The organism is Hyphomonas sp., from assembly GCF_041398385.1.
Taxonomy (GTDB): domain Bacteria; phylum Pseudomonadota; class Alphaproteobacteria; order Caulobacterales; family Hyphomonadaceae; genus Hyphomonas.
Window position 1 is genome coordinate 21,432 of record NZ_JAWKUW010000007.1, and the last position, 19,243, is coordinate 40,674.

Annotated in this window: 20 protein-coding genes and 1 tRNA gene; 6 read left to right on the forward strand and 15 right to left on the reverse strand. The window is 63.5% G+C overall.

Annotation, left to right across the window (positions count from 1 at the left end):
* Positions 1-7 precede the first annotated feature (7 nt).
* Both R3C13_RS12790 and R3C13_RS12795 read left to right on the forward strand, forming a co-directional pair.
* Positions 8-493: a MerR family transcriptional regulator gene (locus R3C13_RS12790; RefSeq protein ID WP_371311220.1), complete on the forward strand. Its 486-nt coding sequence runs from the start codon at positions 8-10 to the stop codon at positions 491-493.
* Positions 494-546: 53 nt separating this feature from the next.
* Positions 547-624: transfer RNA gene (locus tag R3C13_RS12795), tRNA-Pro, on the forward strand.
* Positions 625-663: 39 nt separating this feature from the next.
* Here R3C13_RS12795 and R3C13_RS12800 read toward each other — a convergent pair.
* From R3C13_RS12800 to R3C13_RS12845, 10 genes are all read right to left on the reverse strand, one after another.
* Positions 664-2,889 (reverse strand): S9 family peptidase, encoded by a 2,226-nt coding sequence (locus tag R3C13_RS12800; RefSeq protein WP_371311221.1) that lies wholly within the window; start codon positions 2,887-2,889, stop codon positions 664-666.
* Positions 2,890-2,960: 71 nt separating this feature from the next.
* Complete coding sequence (gene msrB / locus R3C13_RS12805) at positions 2,961-3,365, reverse strand: peptide-methionine (R)-S-oxide reductase MsrB (RefSeq protein WP_371311222.1); 405 nt, start codon at positions 3,363-3,365, stop codon at positions 2,961-2,963.
* Positions 3,366-3,408: 43 nt separating this feature from the next.
* On the reverse strand, positions 3,409-3,864 hold the full coding sequence (locus tag R3C13_RS12810) for a MaoC family dehydratase (RefSeq protein WP_371311223.1): 456 nt from the start codon (positions 3,862-3,864) through the stop codon (positions 3,409-3,411).
* A gap of 103 nt (positions 3,865-3,967) precedes the next feature.
* Positions 3,968-5,113 (reverse strand): aminotransferase class V-fold PLP-dependent enzyme, encoded by a 1,146-nt coding sequence (locus tag R3C13_RS12815; protein ID WP_371311224.1) that lies wholly within the window; start codon positions 5,111-5,113, stop codon positions 3,968-3,970.
* Positions 5,110-6,444: a GH1 family beta-glucosidase gene (locus R3C13_RS12820; RefSeq protein ID WP_371311225.1), complete on the reverse strand. Its 1,335-nt coding sequence runs from the start codon at positions 6,442-6,444 to the stop codon at positions 5,110-5,112. Before R3C13_RS12820 ends, R3C13_RS12815 begins: the two co-directional genes overlap by 4 nt.
* 1 nt (position 6,445) lies before the next feature.
* A complete protein-coding gene (locus tag R3C13_RS12825) occupies positions 6,446-7,993 on the reverse strand; it encodes an acyl-CoA synthetase (RefSeq protein ID WP_371311226.1) in 1,548 nt (515 codons plus the stop codon).
* A gap of 109 nt (positions 7,994-8,102) precedes the next feature.
* A complete protein-coding gene (locus R3C13_RS12830) occupies positions 8,103-8,705 on the reverse strand; it encodes an N-acetyltransferase family protein (RefSeq protein WP_371311227.1) in 603 nt (200 codons plus the stop codon).
* Complete coding sequence (locus tag R3C13_RS12835) at positions 8,684-9,085, reverse strand: ketosteroid isomerase-related protein (protein ID WP_371311228.1); 402 nt, start codon at positions 9,083-9,085, stop codon at positions 8,684-8,686. Before R3C13_RS12835 ends, R3C13_RS12830 begins: the two co-directional genes overlap by 22 nt.
* Positions 9,082-10,011, reverse strand: coding sequence for a sterol desaturase family protein (locus R3C13_RS12840; protein WP_371311229.1), 930 nt, complete (start codon positions 10,009-10,011; stop codon positions 9,082-9,084). The genes R3C13_RS12835 and R3C13_RS12840 overlap by 4 nt, the downstream gene beginning before the upstream one ends.
* A 12-nt stretch (positions 10,012-10,023) precedes the next feature.
* Positions 10,024-11,328 carry an amidohydrolase family protein gene (locus tag R3C13_RS12845; protein WP_371311230.1) on the reverse strand — a complete coding sequence of 435 codons (1,305 nt, stop codon included), beginning with the start codon at positions 11,326-11,328 and terminating at the stop codon, positions 10,024-10,026.
* Between the two features lie 154 nt (positions 11,329-11,482).
* On the opposite strand from R3C13_RS12845, the gene R3C13_RS12850 reads away from it, so the two are divergent.
* From R3C13_RS12850 to R3C13_RS12860, 3 genes are read left to right on the forward strand one after another with little or no spacing between them, the layout of a single operon-like run.
* The gene (locus R3C13_RS12850) at positions 11,483-12,403 is read left to right on the forward strand and encodes a crotonase/enoyl-CoA hydratase family protein (protein ID WP_371311231.1); all 921 of its coding nucleotides are present in this window, start codon (positions 11,483-11,485) and stop codon (positions 12,401-12,403) included.
* The gene (locus R3C13_RS12855) at positions 12,400-13,371 is read left to right on the forward strand and encodes an alpha/beta fold hydrolase (protein WP_371311232.1); all 972 of its coding nucleotides are present in this window, start codon (positions 12,400-12,402) and stop codon (positions 13,369-13,371) included. The genes R3C13_RS12850 and R3C13_RS12855 overlap by 4 nt, the downstream gene beginning before the upstream one ends.
* 3 nt (positions 13,372-13,374) lie before the next feature.
* Positions 13,375-13,860 (forward strand): CinA family protein, encoded by a 486-nt coding sequence (locus R3C13_RS12860; RefSeq protein WP_371311233.1) that lies wholly within the window; start codon positions 13,375-13,377, stop codon positions 13,858-13,860.
* 7 nt (positions 13,861-13,867) lie between these two features.
* Here R3C13_RS12860 and R3C13_RS12865 read toward each other — a convergent pair whose 3' ends face one another.
* The 5 genes from R3C13_RS12865 to rpsF form a co-directional block, all read right to left on the reverse strand.
* Positions 13,868-15,148, reverse strand: a complete 1,281-nt coding sequence (locus R3C13_RS12865) for a DUF3422 family protein (RefSeq protein ID WP_371311234.1) — start codon at positions 15,146-15,148, stop codon at positions 13,868-13,870.
* 75 nt (positions 15,149-15,223) lie between these two features.
* A complete protein-coding gene (locus R3C13_RS12870) occupies positions 15,224-16,723 on the reverse strand; it encodes a replicative DNA helicase (RefSeq protein WP_371311235.1) in 1,500 nt (499 codons plus the stop codon).
* Positions 16,724-16,873: 150 nt separating this feature from the next.
* Complete coding sequence (gene rplI, locus R3C13_RS12875; RefSeq protein ID WP_371311236.1) at positions 16,874-17,461, reverse strand: 50S ribosomal protein L9; 588 nt, start codon at positions 17,459-17,461, stop codon at positions 16,874-16,876.
* 12 nt (positions 17,462-17,473) lie between these two features.
* Positions 17,474-17,731, reverse strand: coding sequence for a 30S ribosomal protein S18 (rpsR, locus tag R3C13_RS12880; RefSeq protein ID WP_034815380.1), 258 nt, complete (start codon positions 17,729-17,731; stop codon positions 17,474-17,476).
* Between the two features lie 11 nt (positions 17,732-17,742).
* Positions 17,743-18,081, reverse strand: coding sequence for a 30S ribosomal protein S6 (gene rpsF, locus R3C13_RS12885; protein ID WP_371311237.1), 339 nt, complete (start codon positions 18,079-18,081; stop codon positions 17,743-17,745).
* A gap of 209 nt (positions 18,082-18,290) precedes the next feature.
* Between rpsF and fabD the strand changes: the two genes are divergently transcribed.
* Positions 18,291-19,241 (forward strand): ACP S-malonyltransferase, encoded by a 951-nt coding sequence (gene fabD, locus R3C13_RS12890; protein WP_371311238.1) that lies wholly within the window; start codon positions 18,291-18,293, stop codon positions 19,239-19,241.
* Positions 19,242-19,243 lie beyond the last annotated feature (2 nt).

A 19,243-nucleotide genomic window follows, 5' to 3' on the forward strand; every position in this document is an offset into this window, starting at 1 on the left:
ACATGACATGAGCGCAAACCGGGCCCGAATCGAGAAATCCGCGACCGCATTCCGATCCATCGGAGAGGCCGCGTCGGAGATCGGGGTCGAGACGCATGTCATCCGATACTGGGAAAGCAAGTTTCCGCGCGAAGTCAGGCCGGTAAAGCGCGCCGATGGCCGGCGCCTGTTTCGTCCCCAGGACGTGGACGCGCTGCGGGCCATCCAGATTCTCGTGCATGAGCATGGCATGACGCTGAAGGGCGCAAAGGCGCTCCTGTCCGAACAGGGGCTGGCAGCAGTGCTGTCCGGCGAGGCGACGCTCGGTGCGGGTGCGCCGGCCGGCACGAGCCCGGCGCGTGACCTGCAGGATACGGTGGCGAGAGCGTTTGGTAATGGCGCCGCTGAAGAGGGCATCACGGATGAGCGCCGCCAGCGTCTGGAGGGGGCACTGGTCGAGCTGACCGACATCAAGGCCCGGATCGATGCGGCGCTGAACCGGCGCGCAGCCTGAACCCACATAACGCATTGCACACCCTGCGCGGCTTGGTTACAAGCCGCCCTTGTCGGAGCGTGGCGCAGCCCGGTTAGCGCACTAGTCTGGGGGACTAGGGGTCGTGGGTTCGAATCCCGCCGCTCCGACCATTTCTCCGCTTTGCAGAGAAATGGTCTTAACGATCCGGCTTATTTCCGTTCCAGGTCTACGTCCTCGACCTTGCCCACTGCGGCGAGCGCGAAGGCGTATTCGGTGGCAACTTCCTTGAGGCCTTCAAACCGGCCCGAGGCGCCGCCATGGCCGGCATCCATGTTGATCTTGAGGAAATAGGGGCCACCATTCGGGGCGTCGTGGCGCAGCCTCGCAGCCCACTTGGACGGTTCCCAGTAGGTGACGCGGGGGTCCGACAAGCCGCCGGTGATGAACATGGCCGGGTAGGGCTTGTCGCCGACATTGTCGTAAGGGCTGTAGGCGGCGATCTGGTGGTAGTCGGCCTCGCTGGTCAGGGGGTTGCCCCATTCGGGCCATTCCGGCGGGGTCAGCGGCAGGCTTTCGTCAGACATGGTGTTGATCACGTCGACGAAGGGCACGGCCGCGATGATGCCGGAGAAGAGTTCGGGGTCCATATTCGCGACGGCGCCCATCAGGAGGCCGCCGGCGGAGCCGCCCTGGGCGACCACCTTGCCGGGTGCGGCATAGCCATGATCGACGAGGTAATGGCCGGCGGCGACAAAGTCCTTGAACGTGTTGGTCTTCTTTTCGAGCTTGCCGTCCAGGTACCACTGGTAGCCCTTCGCCATGCCGCCGCGCGGGTGCACGATGGCGTAGACAAAGCCCCGGTCCACGAGGCTGAGGCGGCCGGTGCGGAAGTCCGCCGGAATGGTGATGCCATAGGAGCCGTAGCCGTAGAGCAGCATGGGTGCCGTGCCATCGACCGGCGTGTCCTTGCGGCGCAGGATCGTGACCGGTACTTCGACGCCGTCCCAACTCGGCGCCATAACGCGTTCGGCGATATAGTCGTCCGGATTGTGGCCTGACGGCACTTCGCGCGTCTTCCGCAGGATGCGTTCCTGCGTGTTGAGGTCGTAGTCGAAAACCTGGTCTGGCGTGGTGGGCGAGGCGTATTCGAAGCGCAGCATGGGCGTTTCGAAACTGTATCCGGAATCGAGATCGAGATCGTAGGCGGCTTCCGGGAAGGTGATCGCGTGCTCGCTGCCGTCGGTGCGGGCGCGGATGACGATGCGGGGCAGGCCATCCACGCGTTCGATGCGGGCGAGATAGTCTTTCTGCGCCTGCGTGCCGAGCAGCAGCGTGCCCGGACGGTGCGGGATGACGTCTTCCCACTGGTCGCGGGACGTGGCGTCCATCGGCGCGCGCATCAGCTTGAAGTCGACCGCGCCGTCATAGTTCGTGGTGATGTAGAACTGGCCATCCCAGATATCGACCGAGTACTCATTGTCCGTGATGCGGGGGGCGATGGTGCGGAGCTGCGGTTCAGCCTCGCTGGCGGGGAACCAGTGCCATTCTGAGGTCGTGTGGCTGCCGGAAGTGACGAAGATCACGCTCTTGTCGGCGCTCTTGGAGACGCCAACGAAGAAGCCCGGATCCTTCTCTTCATAGACCAGCTTGTCTTCACCGGTTGAAAGGTCGCGGCGGTAGACGGCGTCCGGACGGGCGTTCTCGTCACGATGGACCCAGTAGATCGCCGTGCCGTCGCCGCTCCATTCGAACGAGCCATAGGCGTCCTTGATCGACGCGGCAGCCTCGTTGCCGGAGGCGATGTCCTTGATCTGGATTTCGTAGAACTCGCTGCCCTGCGTGTCGGTCGCGAAGGCGATGCGTGCATGGTCGGGCGAGGTGTCGATTCCGCCGAAGGAGAAATAGTCGGTTCCCTCGGCCATCTTGTCACCGTCGAGCAGGATCGTCTCTTCAGCGTCGGGATTGAAGGCGTCCGACGCGGGCCGGCGGGCAATGATGGGGTACTCGCCGCCCTCGCGGAAGCGCGTGAAGTAGGCATAATCGCCATCGATTTCCGGAACAGTGGAATCGTCTTCCTTGATGCGGCCCTTCATTTCCTGGAACAGGTCTTCGCGCAGGTCCGTGGTCGGGTCTTCGAACACGGACTTGGTGAAGGCGTTTTCGGCTTCCAGATACTCGCGGATGTCCGCACGCAGGACCGTCGGGTCGCGCATCACATCCTGCCAGTTCTCGTCTTTCAGCCAGTGGTAGGGGTCGTTCCGCGTGCGGCCGACCTGGGTGATTTCATGGTCGATACGCGGGGCCATGGGCGCCACAAGCGCAGCGGTTGCTGCCTCCGCAGCTGGCGCGGCGGCCAGGTCAGATTTTTCTGTCATCGTGCATCCTGAAAGAAGGGCTGCGGCGGCCGCGCCGGCCAGCAGGGTCTGAAGTCTCATCGAAGGGCTCCGGTCAGGGGTGGTCCTACCTCGGGCGTGACTGGACCAGCCCGGATAGAGCCTGTCCAGCCCTATTCCTGCGGCCGGAAGTCCAGCACCACCCCGTTGATGCACCAGCGTTCACCGGTGGGGGGCGGGCCGTCCTTGAAGACGTGCCCCATGTGCAGGCCGCAGACGGCGCAATGGCACTCCGTGCGGGGGATGATCATTTTGAAGTCGGTCTTGGTTTCGATGATTCCGGGCTCTGCCGGTTGCCAGAAGCTTGGCCAGCCTGTGCCGCTGTCGAATTTGTGCTCGGATGACCAGACCGGCGTGTCGCAGCCTTTGCAGTGGTACAGGCCGGGGCGCTTTTCATCATTCAGGTTGCCCGGCGTGAAGGCGCGCTCGGTGCCTTCCTTCACGCCGACGCGGTATTCTTCCTCTGTCAGCAGCTCGCGCCATTCGCGGTCGGACCGTTGGATACGCTGTCGGGTCATGGGAGGGCTCCTTTTATCGGCTCCCTCCCATATAGGGCCGATCTCAGCCGTAGAGAACGGTCAGCGTCTCGGCGACCAGGGCCGGGCGGTCCTTGCCCTCGATTTCGACCGTGGCTTCCATGCGCATCTGCTTGCCGCCTGCTTTCTCTTCTACAGAAAGGCACTTCTGGCGCAGGCGCACTTTTGAGCCGACCGGAACCATATTGGTGAAGCGAACCTTGTCGGAGCCATAGTTGATCCCGCGGGTCGTGCCGGTGACCTTCATCACCTCGGCGCCCAGCCACGGAAGCAGCGAGAGGGTGAGGAAACCGTGCGCGATCGTCCCGCCCATTGCGGCGGTGGCTTTTTCCACGTCGACATGGATCCACTGATGGTCGCCGGTCGCATCTGCGAAGAGGTTGACCCGGTCCTGATCGATCACGTGCCAGTCTGATACACCGACCTCCTGACCGATAAGGGATTCGAGGTCTGCGTAAGCGACGGTGCGGGGATTGGCCATGGTGTCCTCCTATGAATCTGGCGCCTGTTTTGGCGTGGTGGCGGCGCCGCGGCAAGTCTGACTGAGGGTCAAGATGTGACCGCAGAGGGCGATATGCGTGACTTTAATCGACTAAAAATGCCGGAAGCCGGCGGACAAAGCGCTCGATATCGTCATCCGTGGTGAAGAGGTGCTGGGTGATCCTTAGCCGATCGCCCCGGCGCGAAACATGGATGTTCTCGCTTTTAAGGCGAGCAGTCAGGTTGGCGGGCGTGCCGACTGGCAGATGCGCGGCGAGGTAATGCGGACCGCGAGCGCCTTCCGGCAGGCATGAGAGGCCAATGGCGCCTAGGCGGTCAGCCAGCGCCGCATTCCGGGCGCCGAGTGTTTCCTCGATATTTGCGATGCCCCAGTCCAGCACCTGGCGGACGGCGGCTTCCATCGCAGGCAGGAGGGCGAAGTTTGAGCGCTCACCCATGTCGAAACGCTGGGCGCCCGGCTCGAAGGCATCGGTGTAGTCGATCAGGCGGGCGAAGTCCGACGCGCCGGCCCGGTTGATCCAGCCTTGTTCGAGCGGCGCGCCGGATCGGTGTTGGGGCGCGACATAGAGGAAGCCGGTCGCGTAGGGGCCGAGCAGCCATTTATAAGCGGCAACGGCGGCGAAATCCGGCTGGACTTCGCTCACGTCGAACCGGAGCGCACCGCAGCTTTGCGTCAGGTCGAGGACCAGGGCGGCACCGACTTCGCGGCAGCGCTTGCCGACCGCGGCAAGGTCGATCAGGGCGCCGTCGGTCCAGCGGACATGTGCGCAGGCGACAAGACCGGTCTGCGGGCCGATGGCGGCGAGGAGGGCATCCGACAACCGCTCATTGCCCTGCGTGCCGATGGTTCGCAGCGTCGCACCGGTCGCCTCGGCTTGGGCGCGCCAGGCGTAGACGTTGGAGGGGAACTGGTCTTCGAGGATGAGGATTTCCTGACCGGATTCCAGCGGCAGGTTTCGCGCAGCTGCAGCGAGGCCGTAGCTGACGGACGCCGTGAAGGCGATGCCATCCGCATCGGCGCCGATCAGCTGCGCGAGCAGGGGGCGCAGGCGTTCCGTGTCCGCGAAGAAGTCCGTATCCGGAATGGTCCAGGGTTGCAGTTTCCGGGCGAGGCCGCGCGTGCCGGCCTCAAGGGCGGCTTTCGGCAGCGGCCCCATCGTGGCAGTGTTCAGGTAGGCGACATCATCAGGGATGTCGAACAGGTGGCGCTGGTTCGGGATCGGGGTCATCCGGTCCCATTAGCGCCAGTCAGGGACGCAAGCCAGTGGTAGGACGCCTTCGGCGTACGCTTCTGGGTCTTGAAGTCCACGTGCGTGATGCCGAAGCGGGTCTTGTAGCCCATCGCCCATTCGAAATTGTCCATCATCGACCAGACGAGATAGCCGCGCACGTCAGCGCCGGCGGCGCGTGCTTCCACGAGGGCGCCGAGATACCGGTCGAGGAAGTGGACGCGGATCGGGTCGTCAACCTTGCCGTCAGGGCCGGGGACCGCCTCGTCGGCGACGCCGTTTTCTGTGACATAGATGGGGCAGCCATAGGTCTTCGAGACATGGATCAGTGTGTCGCGGAAGGCGTCGGGTGAGACGTGCCATCCCATCAGGGTGGTCTCGACACCGGGCGGGGGCTCGGTCATGCGCCATCCGAAATCATTGTCGGCGGCAGCGGCGTAGTTGGGCGAATAATGGTTAAGACCGAAGAAATCGAGCTTTGTGTGGATGGCCTCCTCGTCGCCGGGGCGAACGCGGTCTCCCAGCTGCCGGCGCATCAGGGGGTCATAGGCGCCCAGATAGACCGGGTCTGCGAAGGCGCGATTCCAGGCGGCGTCGAGCAGGGCAGCCGCGTGGCGGTCGGCCTCGGTGTCGCTGGCCGGAACAACTGGCTGGATGTTCGGCACGGCACCGACTTTCGCTGTCCCGGGCAAGTCGGCGCGCAGGCGGCGGACGGCGGCCCCGTGCGAAAGATTCAGATTGTGCGCCATGTCGAGCCACGCGCCATAATCGCTGATACCGGGGGCGTGGATGCCGAAGACGTAGCCCATGATGGCGAGCACGCCGGGCTCGTTGATGGTTGCCCAGTGGGTCACGCGGTCGCCGAGGCGTTTCGCCATGAGGCCCGCATAGTCAGCAAACAGGGGTACGATGTCCCGGCTGGTCCAGCCGAGGCCGTTTTCGTGCAGGGCGAGCGGCAGATCCCAGTGGTAGAGGCAGACCCAGGGCGCGACGCCGTTTGCCAGAAGTTCATCGACAAGGCGATCGTAGAAGTCGAGCCCGGCCTCGTTTACCGCCCCCCGGCCTTCCGGCATCACGCGGCTCCAGCTCGTCGAGAAGCGATAGGCGGTGAAGCCCGCCTGTTTCATCAGGGCACAGTCTTCCCTGTAGCGATGATAATGGTCGCAGGTGACGTCGCCCGTCTCGCCGTTGAGGATCTTGCCCGGCGTGTGGCTGAAAGCGTCCCAGATGCTGAGGCCGCGCCCGTCCTGATCGTGAGCGCCCTCGATCTGGTAGGAGGCTGTGGACGAGCCCCAGACAAAGTCAGATGGGAAATCTTTGCGTGTGACCATGTCAGACGATCCGGCTGTCTTTTTTGCCCCAGTAGCGGTCGCGGATGAGGCGCTTGTAGAGCTTGCCGGTCGGGTGGCGCGGCAGTTCGGGGTCGAAGTCGATGCTCTTCGGGCATTTCAGCTTGGAGAGGTTGGCGAGGCAGAATTCCATCAGCTCGGCAGCCAGTTCGTCAGAGGGCTGAATGCCCGGCATGGGCTGGACGACGGCCTTGACCGCTTCGCCGAACTCTTCGTCCGGCACGCCGATGACGGCGCAGTCGGCGACTTTCGGATGGGTGATGAGGATGTTCTCCGTTTCCTGCGGATAGATATTCACGCCGCCGGAAATGATCATGAAGGCCTTGCGGTCTGTCAGGTAGAGATAGCCTTCCGCATCCACCTTGCCGACGTCGCCGAGGGACGACCAGTCGGGATGCTTCGGGTTGAGGGCTGAGGCGTTCTTGTCCGGGGCGTTGTGGTAATTGGGCGTTGGCGTGCCGCCGAAATAGACCTGGCCTTCTTCACCGACAGGCACTTCGTCGCCCAGCTCGTCGCAGATATGGATCTCGCCCCAGACGGCCTTGCCGACGGTTCCCTTGTGAGTGAGCCATTCGGGGCTGCGCGCCCAGGTCATGCCATTGCCTTCGGAGCCGGCATAGTATTCGTCGATGATCGGGCCCCACCATTCAATCATCTGTTCCTTGACCGGAATGGGGCAGGGGGCGGCGGCATGGACGACCCATTTGAGGCTCGAAAGCTCGTAGGATTTGCGTACGTCTTCGGGAAGCTTCAGCAGCTTCACGAACATGGTCGGCACCATCTGGCTGTGCGTGACCTTGTATGTCTGGATGTAGGAGAGCATCGCCTCGGCGTCGAACTTCTCCATGATGATCAGGGTGGCGCCGAAGCGCGTGAACGCCATGCAGTAGCGCAGCGGCGCCGCGTGATAGAGCGGAGCCGGCGAGAGGTAGACGGCGTGTTCGTCCGCACCGGCAAGCGCCTTGATGATCTGGTTGAGGACGGTGTCGCCGTCGATGGGGGCGCCGGATTCCAGCGGCGGGCGGATGCCCTTCGGCCGGCCGGTCGTGCCAGAGGAATAGAGCATGTCGGTGCCGGCCATCTCGTCGGCAATGCGGGTCGTGGGGAACTTGTCGCGGTGCGCTTCCAGCGGGATGAAACCGGGGATCGGGCCGTCGATAGACCAGTAATGGTCGAGGCCGGTCAGGGCCTTCACTTTTTCCGCGGAGTCGCGCTTGCTGGCGCCGGCGATCAGGAGCTTCGCGCCGGAGTCCTCGACGATGTACTGGACTTCGGGGGCCGTGAGGCGGGACGAGACCGCGACATAGTAGAGGCCGGCCCGCTGTGCCGCCCAGCAGATCTCGAAATAGCGCGGCGAGTTCTCGGCAAAGAGGGCAATCGTGTCGCCCGGCTGGCAGCCTGCAGCGCGCAGGGCGTGGGCGATCTGGTTGGACCGGTCTTCCAGCTGGCGGAAGGTGACGGTCTCTCCCGACGCGGCCATGATGTAGGCGGGCTTGTCGGGATGCGTCTTGGCGAAATGGCAGGGGTGCATGCGGGGTTCCTCCGGAGGACGGCGGTGCCTCTGCGGGCACCTGCCAAGTCTTGGGAGGAACATAATCCCTGCCGGCCGCCCGTCCACAGGGGACGTAGCGGCAAGAGGGTCAGAACTCGCGCATCCAGTAGGCCATGGGGTGGCTGATCTGCGGCCCGCCGGCCTCTTCCGGCCATTCGAAATGGGTCAGGACGCCGGGCAGCTTCCGGTAGCCGCGGGCATTCCAGAAGCGGTCGAGCGGGGAGTAGCCGGCGGGGCGTTCCGGATGGTCGGATGGTCGCTCGACGGCGCAGAAGCAGGCCCGCTTGTATCCGTGGGCGATCGCATGGGCTTCACGGGCGTCGAAGAAGGCATGGCCGATGCCGTGACCGCGATAGCCGGGCAGGAGGACCGACTCGCCGAAATAGAAGGTGCTGGCGAGGTCGTGGCCTGCCGTCTTCAGCGGCAGGGCGAATTCGCCGTGCTGGTCGTCCATGCCGGAGCCCGTAGCGCAGCCGACGATCGTGCCCGTGTCGTCTTCCGCCACCACGATGAAGGCGTCGCGGGCCTTTGCGAATTTGCGCAGATAGGTTTCCTCATAATCGAGGGAGCCTTCGTAGAGATAAGGGAACGCGCGGAAGACCTCGATCCGCAGGCGGGCGAGGGCGGGAAGTGCGGCCTCCAGGTCCGGGCCCGAGAGCGGCCGGACGTTCACGAGACCTGCCGGATCCATTCCTTGAGATTGTAGTAGGTCGTGACCCGGCGGATGAAGCCGGATTCGATCTCGAAGAAGGCGCCGGCGGGCAGGCGGTAGGTCTGTCCGCGAGCGGGCGGCAGGTCGCCATCGGTTTTCTTGTAGGTGCCGTTGACGATGAATTCGGCGGCGCCGCGTTTGCCGTCGGCTGAAACCATGACGGTGATGTCGGTCAGGAATTCGTCGTAGCAGGTGTCCATGTGGGCGATGAAGGCGCGGAATTTCTCCTTGCCGCCGCGGGCGTCGCCTTCGTTGACGTCATGGCGGACATCCTCGGCGACGCAGCCGAGCATGGCGTCCCAGTCCTTTGCGTTGAACGCGTCGTAGTAGCGGTGAATCAGCGCTTCAGTGTCGGTCATTTCGGCAATCCTGGCAGGCCGGCCTGGTCGGGATGGGTGTCGACATAGGCGCGTTTGAGTTCGATGGAGCGGTTGTGATGGCCGTCCGGGTTCCAGCCTGGCGCATTGATGAAGCGGCCGAACCATTTGTCGGGCCGGAGGCCATCCTTCGCGCAGTCGCGCATCAGCGCGATGAATTCGTGGAAGGCCACGAAGAAGGGATTGTAGGAACCGACCGGCTTCACAATGCCATAGACGGGCGGGTCTTCCTTCAGCTCGGGAACAAAGGTGCCGAACATCTTGTCCCACACGATGAAGACGCCGGCATAGTTCGTGTCGAGATAGCGCGGATTGGTGGCGTGGTGCACGCGGTGATGAGACGGCGTGTTCATGACGGCTTCGAACCAGCGCGGCATCTTGTCGATCGCTTCAGTGTGGATCCAGAACTGGTAGAGCAGGTTCCAGCCGGCAACAAAGCCGATGAGATAGGGGTGGAAACCGAGGAGCACCATGGGCAGGCCGAGGATGTAGAGGCCGGTGAACGGCCCGAACCAGGGTTGGCGCAACGCCGTCGTCAGATTGTAGTGCTCGGACGAATGGTGCGTGACGTGCTCCATCCACCACCAGCGCGCGCGATGCGCGAAACGGTGCTTCCAGTAGTAGATGAAATCATACAGCACGAAGCAGGCGACAAAGCTCCACCAGGTGTAAGGCAGGGTCAGGATGCGGTAGGGCCAGGCGACCATCAGCAGCCAGAAGAAGATGGTCGCGGTCAGCGTGTTGACGACCACATTGCCGATGCCCATGGCGAGCGATGTGAACGCATCCTTCGTTTCATAGCGTCCATGCAGCCGGCCGGATTTTACCCCCCACCATTCAAGGGCGACGGACAGCACGAAGAACGGTGCCGCAAAGGTCGTAACCGGCGGGAAGTCGTGAAATTCCATGGGCCAGAGATCCTAAAGGGCGTTTCCGTTGGCAACGCCATCCTGCTTGTAGACCGTGCCGTCTTTCATCACGAACCGGATGTTTGCAAGGATCGTACTGTCGCGCAGCGGATCGCCTTCAACCGCGACGAAATCGGCGTGGCAGCCAACTTCGACGCAGCCGACTTCGCCGGCCTTGCCGAGCGCCTCGGCGGCGTTGACGGTCGCGGACTGCAGTGCCTGCATCGGCGTCATGCCGAACTGGACCATGCGGGAGAACTGGTTGCCGTTCAGGCCATGCGGGTAGACGCCTGCGTCAGAGCCGAACACCATTTTTACGCCGGCCTTCACAGCGCGGGTGAAGCTGTCGCGCTGGATTTTCGAGATGGAGCGTTCCTTTTCGAGAGACTCCTCCAGCACACCGTTCTTCTCGCCCTCGGCGAGCGTGTATTCCGTGTTGTAGATGTCCATGGACAGCCAGACGCCGCGTTCCTTCGCCATCTTGATGGCTTCGTCGTCGAGGATGGAGGCGTGTTCGATCGTGTCGATGCCGGCAAGGATCGCGTTCTTGATGCCGACCGTGCCATGCGCGTGGCTGGCGATCTTCAGGCCGCGGGCGTGCGCTTCTTCTGCGGCGGCGGTCAGCTCCTCCAGCGTACCCTGGGCAGCGCCGAGGGCCGTGCCCTTGGAGAAGACGCCGCCGGTAGAGCATGTCTTGATCATGTCGACGCCATACTTGATGTTTTCGCGTACCTTGGCCCGGAATTCCCAGGGGCCGGTGGCCACGCCTTCGCCTGTCGAATGATATTCTTCGGGAAGCAGGTTGTTGTCGGAGCAGTGGCCGCCGACGATGCCGACCGGCGGGCCGGAGACGTACATGCGCGGGCCCGGCACGTCGCCGTCATTGATCGCGTCGCGCAGGGCGACGTCGCCATAGGAGTCCGCCCCGACATTGCGCACAGTGGTGAAGCCGGCGAGCAGGGTGAGCCGCGCATTCTTTGCGCCGGTCAGTACGGTGCGTTCATCTGAAAAGCCGAGCGAGTAATAGGGCCCGTCCGTCGGGTCGCTGGTCAGGTGGACGTGCATGTCGATGAAGCCGGGCATAACCGTCGAGCCGCTGCCGAATTCGATGACATCCGCGCCCTCGGGCGCCTGCAGGCTCGCCTTGGTCCCCCGCGCTGTGACCTTGCCGTCAGTGATGATGAATGCGGCGTCCCGGATCGTTTTGCCGGCTGCGGGGTCGATGAAGGTGTCGGCCGTCAGGTAGACGGTTTCCGCCAGGGCGGGGGTGGCGAAAGCGGCAAGGGCGGTGGCGGCGATCAGGGGCTTCAGCGTCATGTACGGTGAATCTTTCGGCAACGGTTGGCGTTGCGGGGATTTGGGACGTTCCGGCGAGCCGGGTCAAGCCGGGACCGGCTTTCGGGCTGCAGGTGCTTGACGGACGCTGCGGAACCCATCCTGATTTGCACACAAAGTGAAAGGGAGACACGACATGGCCGCAACGGCGCTTGGGGAGTTCAAGGAAATCAAGCTGGAGAAAGAGGACGGCATTGCCGTGCTGACCCTCTACCGGCCGGACAACATGAATGCCTTTACCGGCAAGATGATGCAGGAGCTGATCCAGGCGTTCGACATCACCGACGCGGACGACGATGTCCGGGTTGTGATCGTGACGGGACACGGCGAGCGGGCCTTCTGTGCCGGGGCGGACCTGTCGTCAGGCGCCAAGACGTTCGACTATGACAAGCGCGCGGCCGGGGGCGAAGCAGGCCGCACGTCGGAAGAGGATATTCGCCGGGACGGCGGCGGGCGCGTGACACTGCGCATCTTCGCCAGCCTGAAGCCGGTGATCGGGGCAATCAACGGCGCAGCGGTCGGCATCGGAGTGACCATGCAGCTGCCGATGGATATTCGCCTTGCGGCGGACACGGCGCGCTTTGGTTTCGTGTTCAACCGCCGGGGCATCAACCCGGAGGCCGCATCGAGCTGGTTCCTGCCGCGCCTTGTCGGCATCCAGCAGGCACTGGAATGGTGCTATACCGGCCGGATCTTCAGCGCGGCGGAAGCCAAGGAAGGTGGCTTGGTGAAGGCAGTCTATCCGCAGGCGGAGTTGATGAATGAAGCGAAGAAGCTCGCCCGCGAAATCGCCGACAATACGGCCGCCGTGTCCACGACGCTCACCCGCCAGATGATGTGGCGCATGCTGGGGGCGAGCCATCCAATGGAGGCGCATATTGTCGACAGCGCAGCGATCTATTCGCGCGGCAAGACGGAAGACGCACGCGAAGGCGTGATGAGCTTCCTTGAAAAACGCCAGCCGACCTATCCGGTGAAGGTGTCCGACGGGATGCCGAGCTTCTTTCCGTGGTGGGATGAACCGGAATTCAAATGGATCGGTGGTGAGGGTACGTGAGCGAGCAGCACTTCGAGCAGGTAAAGACCAACGGTGTCACACTGCGCGTGGCCACGGCCGGGGACGGGCCGCTGGTCGTGCTCGTCCATGGCTTTCCGGAAAGCTGGTATTCATGGCGTCACCAGATCAGGGCGCTGAGCGAGGCGGGCTATCGCGTCGCGGCGCCGGACGTGCGCGGCTATGGCGGGTCTGACCGGCCGGAGGCAATTGAGGCGTATGACCTCGAAAGCCTGACTGGCGATATTGCGGGCCTTGCCGAGGCTCTGTCGCCGGGCGAGAAGGCAGTCGTCGTCGGCCATGACTGGGGCGCGCCCATCGCCTGGAATACGGCCCGTCTGCATACAGACAGGTTCCGGGCGGTTGCCGGCCTGTCAGTACCTTACCTGCCGATGGGCGAGACCGTGTTCATCGATATGGCGCGGGCCTTCTTCACCAGCCGGGGCCTGTTCTTTTACCAGGTCTATTTCCAGGATGTCGGCCCGCCCGAGGCTGAGCTGGAAGCCGACCCGGCCGAAACGATCCGGAAGTTCTATTATGCCGTCTCGGGGGATGCGCCGGACGGCACCTGGCCGACCGACAAGAAGCATGGCGACACGCTGCTGCACCGGCTGCCGGAGCCGCCGATGCCGTTGCCATGGCTGAGCGCGGAAGACGTCGCCTATTATGACAGCCAGTTCCGGATGTCCGGCTTTCGAGGGCCGTTGAACCGCTACCGCAACCACCATCGCGATCATGCGTTCCTGAAGGCTCATCCGGCGAATCCTGTGATCCAGCAGCCTTCGCTGTTTGTTGGCGGGACGCGCGATCTCGTGCTGAAAATGTTTCCGGGTGACATCATTGCCGCGATGCGGCCAAACCTTGCTAACCTTCAGGGTTGTCACCTGCTGGAAGGCTGCGGCCACTGGACCCAGCAGGAACGCCCGGGCGAGGTGAACCGCCTGTTGATCGATTGGCTGGGCGGGGTGTAGCCGATGGACGTGCTCCTGCCGCTTGCCGCAGACGTCGGTGCCCGCCTCGTGGGACGGGGACAGACGGTCGGCATATCGGAATCCTCCGCTGGCGGTCTTATCTCGGCGGCCTTGCTCGCGGTTCCGGGCGCGTCGGCCTATTACCGGGGCGGCGGGGTGATCTACACGCGGCAGGCATTCAAGGGGCTGCTGGGCCTCAGCCGGGAAGACCTTGGTGACATGCGCTCGTCGACCGAGCCCTATGGGCGCCTGCTGGCGGGAACGATCCGCGACAAGCTGCGTGCCGACTGGGGGCTGTGCGAGACAGGGGCGGCGGGGCCGTCCGGCAACATGTATGGCGATGCGGCGGGACACACCTGCGTTGCGGTGGTTGGCCCTGACGGGGTGGTTGTGTCGCGAACGCTCGAAACCGGCCTTGCGGACAGGGAGGCCAATATGCGGCGGTTTGCAATGGCCGCGCTGGAGCTGCTGCGCGATACGCTGGACTAGTGCCGCCTCAGTGCATGCTCTTCCGTATGCGGCGGATCATCAGCCAGACGACAAAGACAACAATTGGCGTTGCAATGGCGGCAATCCAGTATTTCTCGATGTGCCATATCTTTTCGACAGGGCCAAAGAGGTAAAGGACGAGGTTCAGCGCGTAATAGCTGATGGCGACGACCGAGAGGCCTTCAACGGTCTGCTGCAGCCGGAGCTGGAGGTCGGCGCGGCGGTCCATGCTGGCGAGCAGTTTCTGGTTTTCTTCGGACAGCTCCACATCTACACGCGTGCGCAGCAGGTCGGAGGCGCGGCCCGCACGTTCGATGAGCGTATGCAGGCGCTGCTCCGTCGATTTGACCGTGCGCATCGACGGGTCGAAGCGCCGGGTCATGAATTCGGCAAAGGTCTGCCGGCCCTTGAAGCGGATCTCCCGCAGCACTTCGATGCGCTGGGTGACGATGGTTTCATAGGCGGCGGTTGCGCTGAACCTGTAGGATGCCTGCGCCGCCATGCCTTCAAGGCCAGCCGAGACTTTGAGAAGGGCTTCAAGCGTCTTGGCCGAGCTGACGCTTTCATCTCCCAGATGATCGACAAGGTCGGTCAGGCGCTGTTCGAGTGCGTTCAGTTCGGGCGACAGTTCGCGTGCGCGGGCGAGCCCCAGCATGGACATGGTCTTGTAGGTCTCGATCTCGCAAAGGCGCTGGACCACGCGGCCGATCCGGCGCTCACCGGTGCCGGGGCGGGCGAAGATCGCAAGCCGGGTGTGGCCGGCCGGGTCAATCCGGAAGTCGGTGGCGACGACCAGATTGTCGTCCAGCATGCGGCTGATCGCGAGACTGTCGCGCACGAACCATTGGTCAGCCTTCGCATCGATTTCCTCGTCGCCTTCCTGAAGTTCGACGCGGATGAGGGCCGACGTGATCCGTGTGCCCGGCGCCTCGGCCAGCCAGTCTGCGGGAAACACGTCGAAGCCCGCCGGATCAAAGGGCGTGTCGCCGAGGCCCTCTTCGAAGACCGTGAAGGTGAAGAATTCCGTATGGCTTTCCCATTTGAGGAAATGCCGGCCGATCCTGCCTGACCAATGCGTGGCACCCGGCTGGGGGTGCGGCGCTCCGAACCTGTCCAGCAGGGCGATCAGGTGGGCGCGCTCCAGTTCGCGGTTGCGCGCCGCTGCAGCCTTGGGGGGCTTCAGGGCAAGATACGTCGCCCGGCCCGGGGCCGCGAGCGTCGGGAATGGGCGCGCATGCAGCTCGTTTGTGAGCATGTAGCGAAGCGGATGATCCGATATGGGCGGCATGGCGGAACCTCGGTCAGATCCCGGAATATTAGCTAATGCTAAACCAACGGCAACTCCACGTGGTGACGCACGCGATTATTCGAAGTCGCCGCTATAGCCCTTCTGGTCTTTCGACAGGTCGCCGAAGCGGGTGACGTTGGAGTCGAAGGCGAGTTCGACCTTGCCGATGGGGCCGTGGCGCTGCTTGCCGATGATACATTCGGCCTTGCCGTAGACCTCGTCCATGCGCTGGCGCCATTTGGACCATTTTTCGTTCGAGGCCGGATCGCTCGGGTCAGCGCCGGGCTCTGTGCGGGCAAGATAGTATTCTTCGCGATAGACGAACATGACGACGTCGGCATCCTGCTCGATGGAGCCGGATTCGCGAAGGTCGGAGAGCTGCGGGCGTTTGTCGTCTCGCTGTTCCACGGCACGCGAAAGCTGGGAGAGGGCGATGATCGGGACGTTCAGGTCCTTCGCCAGCGCCTTCAGCGAGGTGGTGATCTGGGTGATTTCCTGCACGCGGTTGGCATTTGAGTTGCCGGTCGAAACCGTAATGAGCTGCAGGTAGTCGATGATTATCAAGTCGAGGCCGACAGAACGCTGCAGGCGACGGGCGCGGGCCGCGAGCTGGCTGATCGAAATGCCGCCGGTATCGTCGATATAGAGCGGAAGGTTTTGCAGTTCTTCCGTTGCTTCACGGAGCTTTTCGAAGTCACCCTTCTCAAGGTCACCCTGGCGGATGCGGTGGGTGGTGATGCCGGTGCGCTCGGCCACGATACGCGTCGCGAGCTGTTCGTTTGACATTTCCAGCGAGAAGAAACCGACGATCGCTCCGTCTACGGTCTTTTTGGAGCCGTCATCCTGCGTCACGCATTTGTAGGCGCTGGCGGCGTTGTAAGCAATGTTGGTCGCAAGCGAGGTCTTGCCCATCGAAGGGCGTCCGGCGAGGATGACAAGGTCCGACCGGTGCAGGCCGCCGAGCTTTTCGTCGAGATCGCGCAGGCCTGTCGGAATACCGGCAATCTTTCCCTCACGCTTGAAGGCGGCTTCGGCCATCTTGAGGGATTCGGTCAGGGCTTCGGAAAAGCTGGTGAAACCGCGCCCGGAGGCGCCGCGCTCGGCAAGGTCGAACAGCTGGCGTTCGGCCAGCTCGATCTGGCGCTCGCCGTGTTCTTCCGGGCCGGGATTGAGGGCGCGCCCCTGCAGTTCTCCGCCGATGCCGACAAGGGCCCGGCGCATCGCAAGGTCACGGATCATTCGGGCATAGTCGCCGACTTCCGGGCCGAAAGCAGCGGAGTCGAGCAGCTGTTCCAGGTATCGCGCGCCGCCGATCTCGGTCAGCTTCTCGGCCTTCTCGAAATGCTCGCGCAGGGTTACGCCATCGGCGATGCGGCCCTGCTGGATCATGATGGAGGAGACTTCGAAAAGTTCCTGATGGGCCGGCGCGTAAAAGTCGGAAGCGCGCAGGATGTCGGCGACGCGCTGATACGCGTTATTGTCGAACAGGATTGCACCCAGCACGGCGGCTTCTGCCGCGAGGTTGTGCGGGGGGGCGATGGTCGAGGACGGGGAATGCGTATCGTCGAGAGGCATCGGACCACCTTAGCTCACCTGCGGGGCGAGCGCACGGAGCAAGCACCGTTCATCTGTGGATAAATGGCAGGTGCCGGGGGATGCCGCACTCACAAAAATGAAAAGGCCGCCCCGAGGGACGGCCTTTTGCTTATGGATGCCAGTAAGGGCTTATTCTTCTTCGGCCGGGCCTTCAGCAGCGCGTTCCGCGGCAGCTTCGGCCAGTTCGCCGGCCTGCTCGTCTGCGAGGGCCTGGTTGGCGGCCTGCAGGGCAGCGACGATGTCTTCGCCCTTCGCCTGACGCTCTGCCTCGTCAGCGGAGCGGGCGACGTTGGCCTGCACGTTGACGGTGACTTCTGCGTGGAGGCGGATGGCGACGTCGTAAATGCCGATCGCCTTGATCGGCTTGTCGAGACGCACGCCCGAACGCGGCACGTGGTAGCCGGCGGCTTCTGCAGCGTCCGCAATGTCGCGGGCGGTGACGGAACCGTACAGCTGGCCGGTGTCGCCAGCCTGGCGGAGCAGAACGAAGACGGCGCCTTCGAGCTTCTCGGACTCAGTCTGGGCAGCGGCGCGAGCCTCTGCGTTGCGCGCTTCGATGGCTTCGCGTTCGCGCTCGAAACGGGCGCGGTTGCGGTCGTTGGCCATCAGGGCCTTGCCTTGCGGCAGCAGGAAGTTGCGGGCAAAGCCGTTCTTGACTTTGACCTCATCACCGATCTTGCCGAGGTTTTCGACGCGCTCAAGGAGGATGACTTGCATGGGGGTCTCTCCTTACTTCACTTCGAACGGCAGCAAGGCGAGCATGCGGGCACGTTTGATGGCCTGAGCAAGCTTGCGCTGGTTCTTGAGGTTCACGGCCGTGATGCGGCTCGGCACGATTTTCCCTTTTTCAGAGATGTAGCGCTGGAGCAGTTTCACGTCCTTGTAGTCGATTTCCTGGGCGTTTTGCCCGGTGAACGGATCGACCTTGCGACGGCGGCCGAACGGACGGCGGGCCGGGATGTTCGTGATGTTCAGTTTCTGAGCCATGATCCGATCTCCTAGTCGCGGCGGCGTTCTTTGCGCGAAAGAACCGGCGAAGGCTCGTCGCTCAGGGTTTCGACGCGGATCGTCATATAGCGCATCACGTCTTCGGAAATCCGCTGGCGGCGTTCCAGTTCGTGGATCGCTTCAGCCGGGCCGTCGATGTTGATCAGCGAGTAGTGACCCTTGCGCTGCTTCTTGATCGGGTAGGCAAGGTTACGAAGGCCCCAGTATTCGGTCTTGCCGACTTTTGCGCCTTTGTCCTTGAGGAAGCCGGTCAGGTCTTCGACAAACGTGTCTACCTGGGCCGGCGAAATGTCAGGTCGTGTGATCACGACATGCTCATAGAGTGCCATGTTTTTATTCCCAAAATTGAGGCATGCGGCGCCGGGCAGCGGGAACCTGCCAGGCGATGGCCCCTCTTCTCCCGGCTCATTCCGGGGTACCAAGGACCGCATTCCTGCGAGTGAAGGCGGGTGTAAAGCGCATCTTGCAAGGGTTTTCAATAGCTTGCGCACACGCCCGCGCACATTTAGGCACGGCAAAAATCTCGGGAGAATCGCCGATGACCAAACTCGCCCTCATTTTCCCCGGGCAGGGCAGCCAGGAAATAGGCATGGGCAGGGCCCTCGCCGACGCGTTCCCGGCCGCGCGGGATGTGTTTGCCGCCGTAGATGAGGCCCTCGGCCAGAAACTGTCGGACCTGATGTGGAACGGCACGATCGAGGAGCTGACGCTGACCGCCAATACCCAGCCGGCCCTGATGGCGCATTCGCTGGCGGCAATGCGGGCGCTGGAAGCCGAGTTCGGCATTTCGGCGGCGAACGCGGCCTATGTCGCTGGACACTCTCTCGGGGAATATTCGGCGCTTGCCGCCGCGAATGCGATTTCTGTGGCGGATACAGCCCGCCTCCTTCGAATCCGCGGAAATGCCATGCAGTCCGCCGTGAAGCCGGGTGAGGGCGCGATGGCGGCCCTGTTGGGCGCGGACGTGGCTCAGGCCGAGGCCGCCTGCGCCGCCGGGCGCGAAGTGGGCGGCGTGTGCGAACTCGCGAATGATAATGCCCCCGGCCAGCTGGTGCTCTCGGGCACCAAGGCGGCAATCGATGCCGCCTGCTCCTGGGCGCAGGCGAACGGGGTGAAGAAGGCGATGGCGCTGAACGTGTCTGCCCCATTCCATTGTTCGATGATGCAACCCGCCGCCGATGCGATGGCCGAAGCTTTGGCCGGTACGGACATCAAGGCGCCTGTCGTTCCGGTTGTGGCCAATGTGTCGGCGACGGCGGTGACGGACCCGGAAACCATCCGGCAAAATCTCGTCACCCAGGTCACCGGCCGCGTGCGCTGGACCGAAAGCGTGCAATACATGGTCGCCAACGGCGTCGACACGACCGGCGAAGTCGGCAATGGCAAAGTGCTGACCGTGATGCAGCGCCGCATCGAGAAATCACTGAACGGCTTTACCCTCGGCACGCCTGAGGATCTCGAAGCCTTCGCTCAAGCCTTGAAGGGATAATC

Excerpts from the sequence above, each read along its gene's own strand:
- R3C13_RS12810 (WP_371311223.1), bottom strand. The coding sequence starts at position 3,864 with ATGGCCAATCCCCGCACCGTCGCTTACGCAGACCTCGAATCCCTTATC.
- R3C13_RS12865 (WP_371311234.1), bottom strand. The coding sequence starts at position 15,148 with ATGCCGCCCATATCGGATCATCCGCTTCGCTACATGCTCACAAACGAG.
- R3C13_RS12835 (WP_371311228.1), bottom strand. The coding sequence starts at position 9,085 with ATGACCGACACTGAAGCGCTGATTCACCGCTACTACGACGCGTTCAAC.
- rpsF (WP_371311237.1), bottom strand. The coding sequence starts at position 18,081 with ATGGCACTCTATGAGCATGTCGTGATCACACGACCTGACATTTCGCCG.
- R3C13_RS12830 (WP_371311227.1), bottom strand. The coding sequence starts at position 8,705 with ATGGATCCGGCAGGTCTCGTGAACGTCCGGCCGCTCTCGGGCCCGGAC.
- R3C13_RS12815 (WP_371311224.1), bottom strand. The coding sequence starts at position 5,113 with ATGACCCCGATCCCGAACCAGCGCCACCTGTTCGACATCCCTGATGAT.
- msrB (WP_371311222.1), bottom strand. The coding sequence starts at position 3,365 with ATGACCCGACAGCGTATCCAACGGTCCGACCGCGAATGGCGCGAGCTG.
- R3C13_RS12860 (WP_371311233.1), top strand. The coding sequence starts at position 13,375 with ATGGACGTGCTCCTGCCGCTTGCCGCAGACGTCGGTGCCCGCCTCGTG.
- R3C13_RS12825 (WP_371311226.1), bottom strand. The coding sequence starts at position 7,993 with ATGCACCCCTGCCATTTCGCCAAGACGCATCCCGACAAGCCCGCCTAC.
- R3C13_RS12850 (WP_371311231.1), top strand. The coding sequence starts at position 11,483 with ATGGCCGCAACGGCGCTTGGGGAGTTCAAGGAAATCAAGCTGGAGAAA.
- R3C13_RS12820 (WP_371311225.1), bottom strand. The coding sequence starts at position 6,444 with ATGGTCACACGCAAAGATTTCCCATCTGACTTTGTCTGGGGCTCGTCC.
- R3C13_RS12800 (WP_371311221.1), bottom strand. The coding sequence starts at position 2,889 with ATGAGACTTCAGACCCTGCTGGCCGGCGCGGCCGCCGCAGCCCTTCTT.
- rplI (WP_371311236.1), bottom strand. The coding sequence starts at position 17,461 with ATGCAAGTCATCCTCCTTGAGCGCGTCGAAAACCTCGGCAAGATCGGT.
- R3C13_RS12845 (WP_371311230.1), bottom strand. The coding sequence starts at position 11,328 with ATGACGCTGAAGCCCCTGATCGCCGCCACCGCCCTTGCCGCTTTCGCC.
- fabD (WP_371311238.1), top strand. The coding sequence starts at position 18,291 with ATGACCAAACTCGCCCTCATTTTCCCCGGGCAGGGCAGCCAGGAAATA.
- R3C13_RS12870 (WP_371311235.1), bottom strand. The coding sequence starts at position 16,723 with ATGCCTCTCGACGATACGCATTCCCCGTCCTCGACCATCGCCCCCCCG.
- R3C13_RS12790 (WP_371311220.1), top strand. The coding sequence starts at position 8 with ATGAGCGCAAACCGGGCCCGAATCGAGAAATCCGCGACCGCATTCCGA.
- R3C13_RS12840 (WP_371311229.1), bottom strand. The coding sequence starts at position 10,011 with ATGGAATTTCACGACTTCCCGCCGGTTACGACCTTTGCGGCACCGTTC.
- rpsR (WP_034815380.1), bottom strand. The coding sequence starts at position 17,731 with ATGGCTCAGAAACTGAACATCACGAACATCCCGGCCCGCCGTCCGTTC.